Source organism: Azovibrio sp. (assembly GCF_049658005.1).
Taxonomy (GTDB): Bacteria; Pseudomonadota; Gammaproteobacteria; order Burkholderiales; family Rhodocyclaceae; genus Azovibrio.
In genome coordinates this window covers 48,193-64,122 of record NZ_JBASOH010000136.1, presented here as the reverse complement: position 1 = coordinate 64,122, position 15,930 = coordinate 48,193, and the positions used below count along the sequence as shown (strand labels likewise).

Annotated in this window: 15 protein-coding genes; 9 read left to right on the top strand and 6 right to left on the bottom strand. The window is 63.6% G+C overall.

Features of this window, described 5'->3' with window-relative positions; genetic code table 11:
- Window positions 1-15: 15 nt before the first annotated feature.
- Both dnaN and dnaA read right to left on the bottom strand, forming a co-directional pair.
- Window positions 16-1,122 (bottom strand): DNA polymerase III subunit beta, encoded by a 1,107-nt coding sequence (gene dnaN, locus WBH99_RS13740; RefSeq protein WP_424220660.1) that lies wholly within the window; start codon window positions 1,120-1,122, stop codon window positions 16-18.
- A 119-nt stretch (window positions 1,123-1,241) separates the two neighbouring features.
- Complete coding sequence (dnaA, locus tag WBH99_RS13735) at window positions 1,242-2,627, bottom strand: chromosomal replication initiator protein DnaA (protein WP_424220659.1); 1,386 nt, start codon at window positions 2,625-2,627, stop codon at window positions 1,242-1,244.
- Window positions 2,628-2,855: 228 nt separating this feature from the next.
- On the opposite strand from dnaA, the gene rpmH reads away from it, so the two are divergent.
- From rpmH to WBH99_RS13690, 9 genes are all read left to right on the top strand, one after another.
- Window positions 2,856-2,990: a 50S ribosomal protein L34 gene (rpmH, locus tag WBH99_RS13730; protein ID WP_026688160.1), complete on the top strand. Its 135-nt coding sequence runs from the start codon at window positions 2,856-2,858 to the stop codon at window positions 2,988-2,990.
- A gap of 8 nt (window positions 2,991-2,998) precedes the next feature.
- Window positions 2,999-3,403: a ribonuclease P protein component gene (gene rnpA / locus WBH99_RS13725; protein WP_424220658.1), complete on the top strand. Its 405-nt coding sequence runs from the start codon at window positions 2,999-3,001 to the stop codon at window positions 3,401-3,403.
- Window positions 3,400-3,609, top strand: coding sequence for a membrane protein insertion efficiency factor YidD (yidD, locus tag WBH99_RS13720; RefSeq protein WP_424220657.1), 210 nt, complete (start codon window positions 3,400-3,402; stop codon window positions 3,607-3,609). Before rnpA ends, yidD begins: the two co-directional genes overlap by 4 nt.
- A gap of 22 nt (window positions 3,610-3,631) precedes the next feature.
- Entirely contained in the window at window positions 3,632-5,293 is a 1,662-nt protein-coding gene (gene yidC, locus WBH99_RS13715; protein WP_424220656.1) for a membrane protein insertase YidC, read from the top strand.
- A gap of 73 nt (window positions 5,294-5,366) precedes the next feature.
- Window positions 5,367-6,719 carry a tRNA uridine-5-carboxymethylaminomethyl(34) synthesis GTPase MnmE gene (gene mnmE / locus WBH99_RS13710; RefSeq protein ID WP_424220655.1) on the top strand — a complete coding sequence of 451 codons (1,353 nt, stop codon included), beginning with the start codon at window positions 5,367-5,369 and terminating at the stop codon, window positions 6,717-6,719.
- 423 nt (window positions 6,720-7,142) lie between these two features.
- A complete protein-coding gene (locus WBH99_RS13705) occupies window positions 7,143-7,358 on the top strand; it encodes a transposase (RefSeq protein WP_424220654.1) in 216 nt (71 codons plus the stop codon).
- Window positions 7,359-7,539: 181 nt separating this feature from the next.
- Window positions 7,540-8,754, top strand: coding sequence for a glycosyltransferase family 9 protein (locus WBH99_RS13700; RefSeq protein WP_424220653.1), 1,215 nt, complete (start codon window positions 7,540-7,542; stop codon window positions 8,752-8,754).
- Complete coding sequence (locus WBH99_RS13695) at window positions 8,751-10,766, top strand: glycosyltransferase family 39 protein (RefSeq protein WP_424220652.1); 2,016 nt, start codon at window positions 8,751-8,753, stop codon at window positions 10,764-10,766. The genes WBH99_RS13700 and WBH99_RS13695 overlap by 4 nt, the downstream gene beginning before the upstream one ends.
- A 5-nt stretch (window positions 10,767-10,771) precedes the next feature.
- Window positions 10,772-11,749, top strand: coding sequence for a lysylphosphatidylglycerol synthase transmembrane domain-containing protein (locus WBH99_RS13690; RefSeq protein WP_424220651.1), 978 nt, complete (start codon window positions 10,772-10,774; stop codon window positions 11,747-11,749).
- Window positions 11,750-11,832: 83 nt separating this feature from the next.
- Here the strand turns inward: WBH99_RS13690 and WBH99_RS13685 are convergent, their stop codons facing one another.
- The 4 genes from WBH99_RS13685 to xerC form a co-directional block, all read right to left on the bottom strand.
- The gene (locus WBH99_RS13685; protein ID WP_424220650.1) at window positions 11,833-13,209 is read right to left on the bottom strand and encodes a chloride channel protein; all 1,377 of its coding nucleotides are present in this window, start codon (window positions 13,207-13,209) and stop codon (window positions 11,833-11,835) included.
- A 281-nt stretch (window positions 13,210-13,490) separates the two neighbouring features.
- Window positions 13,491-14,681 carry a class I SAM-dependent rRNA methyltransferase gene (locus WBH99_RS13680; protein WP_424220649.1) on the bottom strand — a complete coding sequence of 397 codons (1,191 nt, stop codon included), beginning with the start codon at window positions 14,679-14,681 and terminating at the stop codon, window positions 13,491-13,493.
- A 110-nt stretch (window positions 14,682-14,791) separates the two neighbouring features.
- On the bottom strand, window positions 14,792-14,941 hold the full coding sequence (locus WBH99_RS13675) for a hypothetical protein (protein ID WP_424220648.1): 150 nt from the start codon (window positions 14,939-14,941) through the stop codon (window positions 14,792-14,794).
- Window positions 14,942-15,003: 62 nt separating this feature from the next.
- The gene (gene xerC / locus WBH99_RS13670) at window positions 15,004-15,927 is read right to left on the bottom strand and encodes a tyrosine recombinase XerC (protein WP_424220647.1); all 924 of its coding nucleotides are present in this window, start codon (window positions 15,925-15,927) and stop codon (window positions 15,004-15,006) included.
- Window positions 15,928-15,930 lie beyond the last annotated feature (3 nt).

Sequence of the window (15,930 nt, the reverse complement as noted above, 5' to 3'; positions counted from 1 at the left end):
AGGACCTGGGCCAGGTCAGATGCGCATGGGCATCACGACGTATTTGAAGCGGTCGTTATCGGGCACGGAGATGAGGGCGCTGGAGTTGGCGTCGTTGAAGCTCCACTGGATTTCGTCACCGCCCAGGTTGTTGAGCACGTCGAGCAGGTAGGTGACGTTGAAGCCCACATCCAGCGGCGCACCTTCGTACTGAACCTCGATTTCTTCCTGCGCTTCTTCCTGTTCCGTGTTGGCGGCGATGATTTTCAGGGTGTTGGGCTCCAGTATGATGCGCACACCGCGGAACTTGTCGTTGGTGAGGATGGCGACCCGCGACATGGCGGAGTGCAGGGTCTGCCGGTCGACCCGCATGTGGTTGGAAAGCTGGGCGGGAATCACCCGCTCATAATCGGGAAACTTGCCGTCGATGAGCTTGGAAACCAGCAGCGTATGGCCGAAGGTGAAATGAATCTGGTTGGTGCCCACGGTGATCTGCAGCGGTTCTTCATGGTCGGCCAGAAGGCGGTTGAGTTCCAGCACGGTTTTGCGGGGCAGGATCATTTCCTGGCGAGGCAGATCGGCTTCGATGTCCATGCTGTTGTAGGCCAGGCGGTGGCCGTCGGTGGCAACGCAGCGTAGTTCCTGACCATCGACCATCAGCATCAGGCCGTTCAGGTAGTAGCGCACATCCTGGGTGGCCATGGCGTACTGGGTCTTGCCGATCAGGTTACGGAATTGTTTCTGGGTGACGCTGAAGGCTCTGCTCTCGCCTTCGGTAATGGCCATGCGGGGGAAGTCCTCGGCGGGCAGGGTCTGCAGGCTGAAGCGGCTCTTGCCGGCCTTGAGCAGCAGGCGCTTGTCTTCCAGGTCCAGGGTGATTTCAGCGGTGTCGGGCAAGGAACGCAGGATTTCCTGCAACTTCTTGGCGGCCACGGTCACGGCACCGTCGCCATCGCCGCCCACGTTTTCGCTCCGGGTGGTGATCTGGATTTCGATGTCAGTGGCGATCAGGGTGAGGGAATCCCCCTGCTTTTCCAGCAGCACGTTGGAGAGGATGGGCAGGGTGTGCCGTCTTTCGACGATACCGGATACGGATTGCAGGGGAGCAAGCAGGGCATCCCTCGGGCTTTTCAGAATAATCATGTCGATGCGGCCTCTATGACAACCAAGTCAGGAACGAGTCGGTGAATAATTTCAAAAGAATCTGTTTTCAATATTTGCGGCGCCAAATCCGGTTTTTCCTCAAACCCCCTCAACCCCCCTCAACCCTTGAGCACCTGCACCAGCACGTGCAGATCGTGGTTGAGTTCGTTGTCCTTGGCCTTCAGGCCTTCGACCGTCTTGACGGCGTGAATCACGGTAGTGTGATCCCGGCCGCCAAAAGCGTCGCCGATCGCCGGGTAGCTGAACTGGGTCACTTCCTTGCACAGCCACATCGCCACCTGGCGGGGCCGGGCGATGGCGCGGGTGCGTTTCTTGGAAAACAGGTCCGCCACCTTGATCTTGTAGTAATCGGCCACGGTCTTCTGGATGCCGTCGATGCTGACGTTGCGGATCGAGCCGATGATGTCCTTCAAGGCTTCCTTGGCCAGTTCCAGAGTGATGTCCTGGCCCCGGAAGGAGGAATAGGCCAGCACCTTCTTCAGGGCCCCTTCCAGTTCGCGCACGTTGGAGCGCAGGTGCTTGGCGATGAAGAAGGCGACTTCGTCATCCAGGTCCAGACCTTCGGCCTCGGCCTTCTTCTTCAGGATCGCCACCCGCATCTCGGTTTCCGGCGGCTCGATCTGCACCGTGAGGCCCCAGTCGAAGCGGGTCACCAGCCGGTCGTCGAGGCCATTGACGTCCTTGGGATAGGTGTCACAGGTGATGATGATCTGCTTCCTGGCTTCAATCAGGGCGTTGAAGGCGTAAAAGAATTCTTCCTGGGTGCGGTTCTTGCCGTTGAAGAACTGCACATCGTCCAGGAGCAGCACATCGAGGCTGCGGTAATAGCGCTTGAAGACGTCGAAGGATTTCTGCTGGTAGGCCTTCACCACGTCCGAGTAGTAATCCTCGGCGTGCACGTAGCGCACCACCTTTTCCGGATTCTGGCTGGCCACGTAGTTGCCGATGGCGTGCATCAGGTGGGTCTTGCCCAGGCCGGCGCCGCCATAGATGAACATGGGATTATAGGCGCCCCCCGGGTTCTGGGCCACCTGCTGGGCGGCGGCCCGGGCCAGGTCGTTGGCCTTGCCCACCACCAGGTTGTCGAAGGTGAGGTCGTACTTGAGGCGGGTCTTGTCATAGGTGCTGCCGGGAGTTTTCGGGACTTCCGGGCGCGGCGCGGGACGCTGTTCGGCGCCCGAGGCAGGGGCAGGGGCGGCCTTGGCCGCCGGCTGGCTGACCGGGGCGACCGGAGCCTTTTTTTCGGCAACACAGAGATTGACGCTGACCGGCTTGCCGAAGAAGGCTTCGGCGTAGTCCTCGATGCGTCCCAGGTAGCGGTCCCGCACCCATTTCAGGATGAAACCATTCGGGGCGCACAACCGCAGGCCCTCCTCCGGATGGGGCTCGCCCTCCAGGCGCAGGGGACGTATCCAGGTATTGAATTGCTGGATGGGCAGGTCCTGTTCGAAACTCAGGAGACAGGATTCCCAGAAACCGGACATGAAGAAGACTCTTGGTGTACCGGGACAGACCCGGGAATTGGGTTGAAAGGGTTGAAAGAAATACGCCCCCACCCAAGGCAATCCAGGGCGGAAGTACGGGCGAGAACGCGCATTTTACCTTGCCAGGCGGAAGTTATCCACAACAGGAAATTTTTGCGGCACTTGACAAAAGACTGATTTTCAATGTGTAATTGCGCGCTTTTCTCTCAGTCAGCTAAGGAAATCATCATGAAACGCACGTATCAGCCCTCCGTCGTGCGCCGCAAGCGCACCCACGGTTTCCTGGTCCGCATGCGCACCAAGGGCGGCCGCAAGGTCATCGCTGCCCGCCGCGCCAAGGGCCGTCATCGTCTGGCCGTTTGATTCCAGACGTGACACACGGGGAATCCAGGCCATTCCCCAGACAGTATCGACTGACCAGAACGGATGAGTATTCATCCGTTTTTGGTTTCAAGCGGGCGATTCGTGGCAAGTTGTTCCTGCTGCACTATGGCCCGCGCCGCGAAGCGGGCGAGCCGGCCCGGCTCGGTCTGGTGATCGGCAAGAAATTGCTGAAGCACGCGGTACAGCGCAACCTGGTCAAGCGCATTGCTCGCGAGCAGTTTCGTCTGCTGCAACCGCAACTGCCGGCCCGGGACATTCTTTTTCGCCTGGCGGTGAAACTGGATAAACCGGATCGCCGCGCAGTCGCGGCTGAAATTGTCCATCTGCTCGGCAAACTGCGCCGGGATGCCGCGCCTGACGAGGCTGCCGGACGCGCAAGGCACCGATCTTGAAACCGCTCATCCTTTTTTTGCTGCGCGTTTACCAGTACGCCCTGAGCCCCTTGCTGGGGCGGAATTGTCGTTTTTATCCCAGTTGTTCCGAATACACCGTCGAAGCTGTGCAAAAATACGGGGCTTTGCGGGGCGGCTGGCTGGGCCTGAAAAGGGTCTGTCGTTGCCACCCCTGGCATCCGGGCGGGGTAGACCCCGTTCCTTGAATTCACTTGATAAAGGTCGTCCATGGATACCAGACGTCTGATGTTGTTGCTTGTTTTTGGCCTCTCCTTGTTCATGCTCTGGGACGCTTGGCAAAAACACCAGAATCCTCAATTGGCGCAGGTTCAGGCCCAGGCGGCGGATTCCATTACCCCCCAGCCCGGCCCCGGCCTGAAGGCGGCAGCCGATCGCATTGGCGAAGTGACGACCGCGCCCGCCGCCGCCGCGGCCGAGAAGCTGACAATCGCCACCGATTTGTACAAGGCCGAAATCTCCACCCAGGGCGGCGATCTGCTGTGGATGGAACTGAACCGTTTCAAGGCCCATGGCGACAAGGAAAAGCAGTTCGTGCTGTTTGATCCTGAACACCAGTATGCCGCCCAGAGCGGTCTGATCGGTGATGGCTTGCCGAATCACAAGACCATGTTCAAGGTTGTGGCCGGCCCCCGGGAATTGCCCGAAGGTGCCGATTCTTTCCAGGTCCGTCTGGAAGCGCCCGCGGCCAATGGCGTCAAGGTCACCAAGATTTATACCTTCACGCGCGGCTCCTACCTGATCGATGTGGCCTGGGAAGTGCAGAACATGGGTCGGCAAGTCCTGACCCCCAGCGCCTATTACCAGTTCCAGCGCGATGAAGTCGCTCCGGCCGGGGATTCGATGATGGTGTCCACCTTCACCGGTCCGGCCGTGTATACCGAAGCCGAGAAGTATCAGAAGGTCAAGTTTTCCGACATCATCGAGGGCAAGGCCAAGTTTGCCAGGCAGGCCAACGATGGCTGGCTGGCCATGGTCCAGCACTACTTCGTGGCCGCCTGGACGCCCAAGGGCGACATGCCCCGGGAGTTCTACATGCGCAAGCTGAGCGGCGAAGGCAAGAATGCCGTGATTGCGGCCGGCCTGATCGTACCCATGGGACAAGTGGCGCCGGGCGCCAAGGGTACGTTCAGCATGCCCCTCTATGCCGGTCCCCAGGAACAGGCCACCCTGAAGCAGGTGGCTCCCGGCCTGGATCTGGTGGTGGACTACGGCTGGCTGCACATCATTGCCGCCCCGATCTTCTGGGTCCTGGAATGGATTCACGCCCTGGTGGGCAACTGGGGTTGGGCCATCGTGATCCTGACCGTGGCCATCAAGGCGGCCTTCTTCCCCCTGTCTGCGGCTTCCTACAAGTCCATGGCCAAGATGCGCCAGATGACGCCGCGCCTGGCCCAGCTCAAGGAACGCTTTGCCGACGACAAGCAGCGTCTGAATCAGGAAATGATGAAGCTCTACCAGACCGAGAAGATCAATCCCCTGGGAGGCTGCCTGCCCATCGTGATCCAGATTCCCGTGTTCATCGCCCTGTACTGGGTGCTGCTGGGCGCCGTGGAAATGCGCGACGCGCCCTGGATCCTGTGGATCAAGGATCTGTCCGCCGCCGACCCCTACTATGTGCTGCCGGTGATCATGATGGTTTCCATGTTCATCCAGACCAAGCTCAATCCCGCCCCGCCGGACCCGATCCAGGCCAAGGTGATGATGATGATGCCGCTGATATTCGGCGTCATGTTCTTCTTCTTCCCGGCCGGTCTGGTGCTGTACTGGGTGGTCAACAACATCCTCTCCATCGCCCAGCAGTGGCAGATCACCCGCATGATCGAAGCGGGTGGCGACAAGCCCAAGGCCGCCAACGACCCCAAGGCCTGATGATCCGCACCAGACAGGGCCGCCGGGGCCAGCTCCAGCGGCCCTTTTTCCGTCTACCCGGCAGGATGCCCCCATGAATTACCCCAGCCCCACCATTGCCGCCATTGCCACCCCCCCCGGCCGGGGCGGGGTGGGGGTGATCCGGGTTTCCGGCACCGGCCTCATGGCCATGGCCGAGGCCCTCACCGGCAAGAGCCCGCGCCCCCGTTACGCCACCCTCACCGATTTTTTCGCCGCCGACGGCCGCCCCATCGATACCGGCCTGCTGTTCTACTTTCCTGGTCCGGCCTCTTTTACCGGCGAGGACGTGCTGGAACTGCAAGGCCACGGCGGCCCGGTGGTCATGAACCTGCTGCTGCGCCGCTGCCTCGAACTGGGCGCGCGCCTGGCCGAACCCGGGGAATTCACCCGCCGCGCCTTCCTCAACGGCAAGCTCGACCTGGCCCAGGCCGAAGCCGTGGCCGACCTGATCGACGCCTCCACCCAGGCCGCCGCCCGCTCCGCCGTGCGTTCCCTGCAGGGGGAATTCTCCAGGGCCATCCACGCCCTGGTGGATGAACTGATCGAGCTGCGCCTGCGGGTGGAAGCCACCCTGGATTTTCCCGAGGAGGACATCGACTTCCTCCAGGCGACCGACGCCTTTGGCCGCCTGGCCCGGCTCGAAGCCCAACTGGCAACGGTGCGGGACAAGGCGGGGCAAGGCAAGCTGCTCCAGGCGGGCCTGCAGGTGGTGCTGATCGGCCAGCCCAATGTCGGCAAGTCCTCGCTCCTCAATCGCCTGGCCGGGGACGAGCTGGCCATCGTCACGCCCATTGCCGGCACCACCCGGGATGCGCTCAAATCCTCCATCCAGATCCAGGGCATCCCCCTGCACATCATCGACACCGCCGGGCTCAGGGAAACCGGGGACGAGGTGGAAAAGATCGGCATCGCCCGCACCTGGCAGGAAATCGGCAAGGCCGACCTGGCGCTGTTGCTCCTCGATGCCCGGCTGGGCCTCACCGATGCCGACCGGGCCATCCTGGCCAAGCTGCCGGCCAATCTGCGCCGCATCACCCTGAGAAACAAGATCGACCTGATCGGCGAGGCCCCGGAACGACACCCGGAAGGCTCGGACATTGCCCTTTCGGTCTCCGCCAAGTCCGGCGCCGGCATGGAACTGCTGGAACAGGCCATCCTGGAAGTAGCCGGCTGGCACCAGGCCGAAGACGTGTTCATCGCCCGGGAGCGGCACCTGCAGGCCCTGGAAAGGGGAGCCATGCACCTTGGCGCCGCCCGGGCCGAAGTGGAAAGCCCCCGCCCGGCCCTGGAACTGTTTGCCGAAGAACTGCGCCTGGCCCAGAACGCCCTCGCGGAAATTACCGGAGCATTCACCCCGGACGACCTGCTAGGCGCAATTTTTTCCCGCTTTTGCATCGGCAAGTGACAAGCCTTCCGGCATAGGCCGAAACCTTCCGCAAAAACCCTCCTGATTGGCAATGATCCTCGGCCTCCGGATCCTGGATTGCTCTGCATGGCTCGGGGGGCCACGGCAGCGTGCTTCGGGCAAGTTCCTTTGCTGACGCGGGTTTGGGGGCATTTGGCCGTGCTGATTTTTCCGCAAGGATGGTCAGGTGAGCGATAATACGGCCCATGAAATGTAAACGGATTTCCGACGGCCGCGCACTCGATCATCACACCTTCCCGGCGATGCGGCAGCAGGCTGGCCAGTTGAGGCGGACGGGGCGGGCGGGGCGGAGCGTCATGGCGGCATTGGCGTGAAGGCACGCAGCGCTTTCCCGTGGCTTGCGGCCACTGCCAATAGCAATGCCACTGCCAGGCGGGATGCACGGCTGGCCAAGCCGGTTCCGTGAACCCGCTGTTCCTGATTGTCGAGGATCATCGAATCCACAAGGCAAAGAGGGTCAAGCGTTACGTCGAGAGCCGGGACGGCAAGCTCGAGCGGTTCTACCGGCCGCCATGCTCCTTGCATCTGAATCCGGATGAAACGGTCAGACCTCCTTTGAAGCGGAGGGTTTTGCGCCAGTGGCAGGGGGTCAAGCGCGCTGAAACCCTGAAACCCTGAAACCATGATGCCAGGAAATCAGGAAGCCTTGAAATGGCTGCCCTCCGGCGCAGCATCCGGAAGCTCCCGGAAGCCGGGCAGTCATGCTGCAGAAAGCCGCCGCTATATTCCGCTATATTCCGGAAGACACGACTCATTGAAAAATCCGCACCACGATTGATTCCCGATGAATATCAACCTCATGCGCAAGGTGGACTACTTTGCGGGCATTCCCTTATGTTTCCTCGCGACCTGGTTTACGCGCCTGGCTGATTTTTGGGGTAGGGCCAGGCCGCGGCCGCCTGAAAAGGTTCTGTTCATCGAATTGTCCGAGATGGGCAGCGCGATCCTGGCCGATCCGGCGATGCGCAAGCTCCAGGCGGCGACCGGCGCGACGCTGTATTTCCTGATTTTCGAGTCGAACGCGGCGAGCCTGCGCCTACTCGGCACGGTGCCGCCAGCGCAGGTGTTTACGATCCGCGCCGACAATTTCCTGAAGCTCGCCTTCGATAGCCTGCGCTTTTTGTTCTGGGCGCGGCGCGAGGGCATCGACACGGTGATCGACCTCGAACTGTTTTCGCGCTACAGCGCCTTATTGACCGGCCTCTGTGGCGCCGCCCGGCGCATTGGTTTTCACGCCTTTCACAACGAAGGGCTGTACCGCGGCGCGATGCTGACCCGCCGCGTCGCCTACAACCCGCATCTGCACATCGCCAGGAATTTCGTCGCGCTCGTCAATGCCACCCTGGCGGCAAAACCCGAGTTGCCATTTTCCAAGACACACATCGACGACAGTGAGATTCGACTGGCCCGCGCCCCGGTCGCTCCGGAGGCCATTGCCGCCATGCAAGGCCGCATCCGCACGGCGTATCCGGCCTATGACGCGGCGCGGCACCGGGTCGTGCTGATCAACCCCAACGCCAGCGACCTGCTGCCGCAACGGCGCTGGATGCCGGAGCGCTTCGTGGCGGTCATGCGCAGTCTGCTCGCCGAGCATCCGGAGGTGCTGATCCTGATTACCGGCGCCCCGGGAGAACGCGCCGCGGCGGCGGCATTGCAAAGCGAGGTGGGCGAGGCGCGCTGCGTCAATTTCGCCGGCTGCCACGGGCTGGATGAATTGCCGGCGCTGTATCGAATCGCCGAGCTGATGCTGACCAACGATTCCGGGCCGGGGCATTTTTCGGCGGTCACCGATTTGCGCACTTTCGTGCTGTTCGGCCCGGAAACCCCGGCCTTGTATGGCTCGCTCGGCAACAGCACGCCGATCTACGCCGGGCTGGCCTGTTCGCCCTGCGTCAGTGCCGCCAACCATCGCAAGACGCCTTGCCGCGACAATGTCTGCCTGCAAGCGATCAGCGTCGAGACGGTGCTGGCGCAATTGCGCCCGGCGCTGGCGGCTGGCGGGGCGAGGCGATGAACCCCTCCCTGCCCGGCCGCTGGCCATCGTTACTCATCGGCCTGGCCGCCGTCGCGGTCGATGCGGCGGTGTTCGGCTTATTCCACGCGGATGCGAATGCCTTGGGCCTGGCGCACGGCGCCGGATTCTTCGCCGCGCTCCTGGTGGCCTTCTCCTTGCTTGCGGCGTTCGAGCCGTCTTGGCGCACCTTGTCTTTCAAGCAGTGGGGCAGGCTCGGCCTATTGGCCTTGCTGATCCTCTTTTTGCGCGGCGGCCTGTTGGGCTCGCTCATGCAAATGGTCGGCGCGGGCGCTATGGTGGCTACGAAGGCAACGCTGGCAACGGCGGCGGCGGCGCTGATGACGGCGCTGTTTTCGGCGCTGGCGATGTATGCCGGCTATCGCTGGCTCGCCGATGCCGGCGGCCTCGGGGAGGGCGCCAGCGCGCTGTATCGGGACAGGCTTTGCCTTGCCGCCGTAGGCTATGCGGTGCTGTTGCGCCTCTTTTATCTGGGCGTGCCGGAACTGCTGTTCGAAGAAGCGTATTACTGGAATTACGCGCAGCATCTCGACATCGGCTATCTCGATCATCCGCTCGCGGTGGCCTGGCTGATCCGCCTCTTCATCGAGCTGCTGGGCAACACCGAATTCGCCGTGCGCGCCGCGGCGTTTTTGTGCGGGCTGGTCACGGCCGGTTTCATGTACCGGCTGACCCGCGAGCTATTCGACCGCGCCACGGCTTATCGCGCCTTGCTGCTGGTCGCGGTCTTGCCGGCGTATTTCTTTTTCGGTTTTTTCATGAGCCCCGATGCGCCGGTGACGGCCTGCTGGGCGGCGGCGATTTATTTCATGTACCAGGCCGTGATCAAGGAAAAGCCGCGCGCCTGGCTGGGCGTGGGCATCGCGCTCGGTCTGGGCATGAGTTCGAAATACACGATCGCCCTCCTGGGCGCCGCCTTTGTTGCCTTCGTGCTCTACGACCGGAGTGCGCGGCAATGGCTCAAGCGGCCGCAACCCTATGGGGCGCTGCTGCTTGCGCTCATGTTGATGTCGCCGGTGGTGATCTGGAACTGGCAGCATGACTGGATCTCTTTCGCCTTTCAGAGCCAGGACCGGCTGGCGAGCAAGTTTTCCTTTTCGCTGCCGCGCCTGATTGGCAACATTCTTGTCCTCCTGACGCCGACCGGGTTGTTGTCGGTCGTTGCGCTGCTGACTTACCGCAAGGAAGCCATCTTGCCGGCCAGCGCGGCGAGCGCAGCCGACCAGCAGCGGCGCGGCCGGCTGCTTTTGATCTGGCTGGCGCTGTTGCCGCTTGCCGTGTTTACGGCGGCGAGCCTGATCCGCATCAGCAAGCTGAACTGGACCGGCTCGCTCTGGCTGGCGCTCATCCCGCTGCTGGCTGGCCTGATCGGCCCCGCGACGGCATCGAACCTGCCGAAGCTTGCGGCCTGGTGCCGCCGCGCCTGGCCGGCAACCTTCGTCCTTTGCCTGCTCCTTTACGGCGCAACCTTGCACTGGCTCAGTCTGGGCCTGCCAGGTGTCGGCTACCCGAAGAATCAGCACCTGATCGGCTGGCGCGATTTCGGCCGCGAGATCGAAGTGCGGCTGCAACAAGCCCGCCGCGCGACGGGACAGGAGGTGCTCGTCGTCGGCATGGACAGAAACCGCATCGCCAGCGGGCTGGCGTTCTACCGGACACAGTATCTGGATGGCGCAGGCGGCGCGGGCGGCCATCCTCCGGCCTTCGATACCGCCAGCGAGCATTTGTTCGACAGCGTCGGTCTGATGTACCGCCTGTGGTTTCCGGCGGAACGGCAAACCGGCAAGACCCTGCTGCTGGTCGCCGATAATGCGGCCAGCCTGAGCAGCGAGCGGGTGCTGTCGCGCGTGCAAAAGGCGGGCGACATCGAGGCAATTGACGTGCGCAAACAAGGCAAGCCGGCCGGCCGCTATTACGTGCGCCTCGTCAGCGGCTATCACGACCTTGCCACTGCCGAAGGCCAGCCCCGGGCCGACGGCGAAAGCGATGATTGAATAAGGTGCCGCCCCACCCGCTGCCCCACCCGCCACCCTCTACCGCCGCACGGGCGGGCAAGTACCTCGTGCGCCTGCTGGTGACGGCGGCGATCCTGTTTGCCATCCTGCGTTCCATCGACGCCCCGCGCGTCTGGCAAACACTCGCGCAGGCCCGGCCGCCGCTGTTGTTCGCCGCCCTGTCCTTGCAACTGGCCAGCACCCTCGTCGCGGCCTATCGCTGGCAACTGGTGATGCACAACCTCGGTTTTGGCCAGACCTTTGCGTTTTACTGGCGCAGTTATTTCAAGGGGCAGTTTTTCAACCAGGGCCTACCCACCAGCATCGGCGGCGACGCGCTGCGCGTGCTCGACGTGGCCGCCTGCGGCTTTCGCAAGCGCGACGCCCTCTATGCCATCATGATCGACCGGGTGACCGGGCTGGGCGCCTTGCTGCTACTCGCCCTGTTCGCTTGCGCCGCGAATCCGGCGCTGCTGCCGGAGCAGCTCTATCGGTTCGTGTTCCTGCTCATGGTCGCCGGCCTTGCGGGCTTGATGGCCGGCTATGCCGCCGGCAAATACGCCTGGTTCAAGCCTCATCCACGCCTGGCGATCCTGCAATTGCTCGCAACCCGCCTGTATCGGGCGCTCTCCGCCCAGCGCCTGAAGCTACTGCTGTCCTCCCTCTTGGTACCGGTGCTGGCGCTCTTGGGGTTCTTCGCCACCGGACGGGCCTTGGGCCTGCCTTATGGCGCGCTGACGTATTTCGCCATCGTGCCGCTGGCGCTGGTGTTGAGCATCGTGCCGGTATCGATTGCCGGCTGGGGCGTGCGCGAGGGCGCGCTGGTCGGCCTGTTTTCTTTGGTCGGCGCCGACAAAGCGGCGGTGCTGATGATGTCGCTGCTGTATGGCGTCATGCTGATCCTCGTCAGCCTGCCGGGGCTGGTGGTTTTCCTGCAAGGCCGGCACCGTAAAAATCATGAAAACCGGGTGGGCATGCCTTGAACCTGGCCGCCCGCCGCTGATGGGAGCGCGGGAGTTGGGGAAAATGGGAGGGGCACAAGGCAACCGGGCTGCGAGGGGTGGCATCAGGCGGATCTGGACTCCGGCGCAGCTTGTGCCGTCTGGCGGGCCACCAGACCGGCTGCCAGGGTTGGATAGAGAGGGGCGCTGATCAGGCGCGACAGGCCCGAAGAAAGGAGCGACACCGCCATCAGGCTGATCACCAGGGAATAGCCATCCACCATCTCCATGACGATCACGAAGGAGGTGATCGGCGCCTGGGTCACGGCCGCCAAAAAGCCCGCCATGCACAGGGCCAGGAGCATTGCCGGGGCGGCGCTCTGGTCGAGCAGGGGGGCCAGATCATGGCCGAGGCCAGCCCCGATGGACAGGGCCGGCGCGAAGATGCCGCCGGGCAGACCGGAGAGGTAGGCCATCAAGGTGGCCACGAATTTGGCCGGGCCGAAATACCAGGGAATGTTGCCCTCCGCCTCCAGGAGGGCCCGGGTCTGCTCCAGGCCGCTGCCATAGATCACCCCGCCGGTGACCAGACCCAGGCAGGCCACCAGGAGGCCGCAGGCCGCGGCAAACCAGATCGGCCGCTCGCGCCGGAAATCCGCCAGCCGGCCCCGCCAGGCCAAGGCGCCGAGGATCATCATGCGCGCAAACAGGCCGCCGGCCAGGCCGCAGACCAAGGCGGACAGGGCCACCGCCTCGAGCTGCTCCCCGTCGCTGCCGATGATCAGGATATTGCCGAAGAAGTTGCCGTTCCCCATCTGGGACTGGGCCGTCACCCCGGCCAGGACGATGGCGGTGATGATCAGGCCGGACATGCGCGCCTCCACCCCCCGGCTCATCTCCTCGATGGCAAACATGATCCCCGCCAGGGGGGCATTGAAGGCCGCCGCAATCCCCGCCGCGCCGCCGGCCACCAGCAGATGGTTGCGCAAGATGCGCAGGGAACGGGGCAAAAGGCCGTGGATGGTGTGCATCAGGGAAGCCCCTACCTGCACCGAGGGTCCCTCCCGGCCCAGGGAAAAACCGCAGCCCACGGCGCTGGCTCCCACCAGGATCTTGCCGACGATGATGCGTAAGGAGAGTAAAGGCTTCCAGCCCCGGGCATCGGCCGGGCGCTGCATTTCGGCCAGGGCCTGGGGAATGCCGCTGCCCTCGGCGCCGGGAAAGTAGCGCCGGGTGATCCAGACACAGAGGGCCCCTGCCAGGGGAGTCAGCAGCAGGGGCAGCCAGCCGTGACGCTCCGCCGCATGGACGAACTGGTGATTCAAAAACTCGGACAGCTTTGCAAAGAGTACCGCCAAGAGGCCCACCCCGATGGCGCCGCCCCAGAACACCAGCCGCCCCAGCCACAGGAGGATATAGGCCTTGTGACGCCAGCGGCGCTGGGGAAAAATGGGCAGGATCCGGGAAAGGCGCAGGCCGGCAGCATGAAGGAGGGATTTCATGAGACCCACTTTCCAGGAAAAAGCCGGCCCCCGCAACGGGGAACCCGGACCCACTGCGGATCATCTCCGGCGCCCGGCGGCAAATCGCCGGCCAGGCAATGCTTCCTCACGAAAACCATATGCCATCCCCTGTGATCAACGCCTTCTTCAGCTGCCTGTCGGCGGCACGCTCCCGGCCCTGGAGGGCTCGACATCGGGAGCCAGCTATCCCGTCCAGTCCGGGCCATGTGGATTTCGCCATGCTCACCAGCGCCGGAAAGATCATCCACGGCACCGGCTCCTCAGTCCGCCTGGCAGAGCAGGCCCTTGAGGTATTCCCCTTCCGGGAAGTCCAGGGCCACCGGGTGATCCGGCGCACCGGCCAGACGCCGCACGATGCGGGCACTGCGAGCCGCATCCAGGGCCGCGCCAGCGACGATCTGCTGGAACAGTTCCAGGCCGATGCCGCCGGAGCAGGAGTAAGTCATCAGGAAGCCGCCCGGATTCAGGAGCCGGAAACCCAGCATGTTGATGTCCTTGTAGGCCCGCGCCGCGCGCCTGGCGTGAGCGGCGGAGGGGGCGAACTTGGGCGGGTCGAGCACGATCAGGTCGAAGCTCCGGCCTTCCTTCCGGAACTCGCGCAGAGCCTGGAACACGTCCGCTTCCTGCCATTCGGCCCGCTCTGCCGGCAGGCCCGGATTCAGGGCCAGATTGGCCTGGGCGCGCGCCAGGGCCGGGCCGGAGGAGTCGATGGAAAGCACCGACGCCGCGCCACCCTTGAGGGCCTGCAGGGAAAAGCCCCCGGTATAGCAAAAGCAGTTGAGCACCGATTTGCCCGCCGCCAGCTTGCCCAGCAGCTGCCGGTTTTCCCGCTGGTCCAGGTAGAAGCCGGTCTTGTGGCCGGTGGCGTAATCGATCCCCAGACGCACCCCGTTTTCCAGAATGCCGACGCCGTCCGCCGGCGCTTCGCCGTGCACCCAGCCGGTCACTTTTTCCAGGCCTTCCAGAGTCCGGACTTCGGAATCGGAACGTTCATAGACCCGGGCGCAGCCGGTGGCCTGGACCAGGGCGCCGACCAGGGCCTTGCGCCACTTGTCGGCCCCGGCGCTGGTGAGCTGGACGACGAGGGTGTCGCCGTACTGATCGGCAATCACCCCGGGCAGACCGTCGGATTCCGCATGGATCAGGCGCACGCCTTCCTGGCCCGCCAGTTCCGGCAGGGCCTTGCGGCGGCCGACCGCGGTGGCCACCCGGCGCTTGAAGAAAGCGTCGTCCACCGTCTCGGCCGGGTCGAAGGTCCACACCCGGCAGCGGATCTGGGAACTGGGGCTGTAGGCACCGCGGGCCATTTCCCGGCCATCCGGGGTCAGGATGATGACCGTATCGCCCGGCCGGGCACGGCCTTCTAGACGCTCGACCGAGCTTTCGAAAATCCAGGGATGACGGCGGAAGAGGGAACGCTCCTTGCCGGATTTCAGTATCAGTTCAGCCATGATCGGGAGGTATCAGAAAGGCAAAAGCCCCGGCAGCATGCTTGCCACCGGGGCCGGAAACCTGAAAAAGCGCGGGGTGAAACGTTGCTTGGACGTTGCTCGGACGTTGCTTAGCCCAGGGCCTTGCGGTTACGTGCCTGGCACTCGGCCTGGTAAATGATGCGCATCATGGCGCTGCCTTTGCCACGGAACATGCGCTTGCCCGTCTTGGACAGGCAGCGACGCTCGATGGAAGAGCGGCGATTACGGGTGATAGCCATGGAAAATCTCCAGAAAAACCGGGTTGCAAAGGGACGAAGCTTAGTGGAATGCAGGCCTCAGGTCAATCGCCATCATGCCCGCTCCCGGGTTTTTTCCGGGCCCGGGGATGCGCGACATCATAAACCTTGGCCAGATGCTGGAAATCCAGGTGAGTGTAGACCTGGGTGGAAGCAATGCTGGCGTGGCCCAGCATTTCCTGCACGGCGCGCAGGTCGCCACTCGACTGCAGCACATGCGAGGCGAAGGAATGGCGAAGCATGTGCGGATGCACCGGGGTGGCCATGCCTGTTTCCAGGGCTCGACGGCGCAGGCGCTCCTGAATCATGCGCAGGGAGAGACGGGAGCCGCGCTGGCTGACGAACAGGGCAGTTTCCTCCTGATTCGCCAGCTGATCCCGCACCCTCGCCCAGGCCGCCAGCGCCTCGCGGGCCTTGCGACCGACGGGCACGAGACGAATCTTGCTGCGTTTGCCCAGCACCCGCACTTCCCCTTCTACCAGCATGCCTTCCAGGGTATCCATGTCGAGACTGGCCAGTTCGGCCAGGCGCAGGCCCGAGGAGTAGAACAGTTCGAACATGGCCTGATCACGGCAGTTGAGGCATTCATCTCCGGCTTCAGGGCTTTGCTCCAGCAGGCCCTGAGCCTCCTCCACCGACAGGGCGCGGGGCAGACGTTTGGGGGATTTCGGGGGTTTGATGCCTTCGCAAGGATTGGCAGGGACCTCACCCCGTAGCTGCAACCACTTGAAAAACCCGCGCCAGGCAGAAAGGAGGCGGGCCAGGCTGCGGCCCGACAGGCCCTGACCATGCAGCACGGCGACCTGACGCCGCACCGCCAGGGCATCGAAACGATGCAAGGGCTGATCCCCGGCGGCCAGCACCAGCCGCTTCAGGTCACGGCCGTAATTGCTCAGGGTATGAGGCGACTGGCGCCGCTGTTCGGCCAACTCGGCCAGGTAGTCCGAAACGGCGGTCGCAGTGTCCATTCC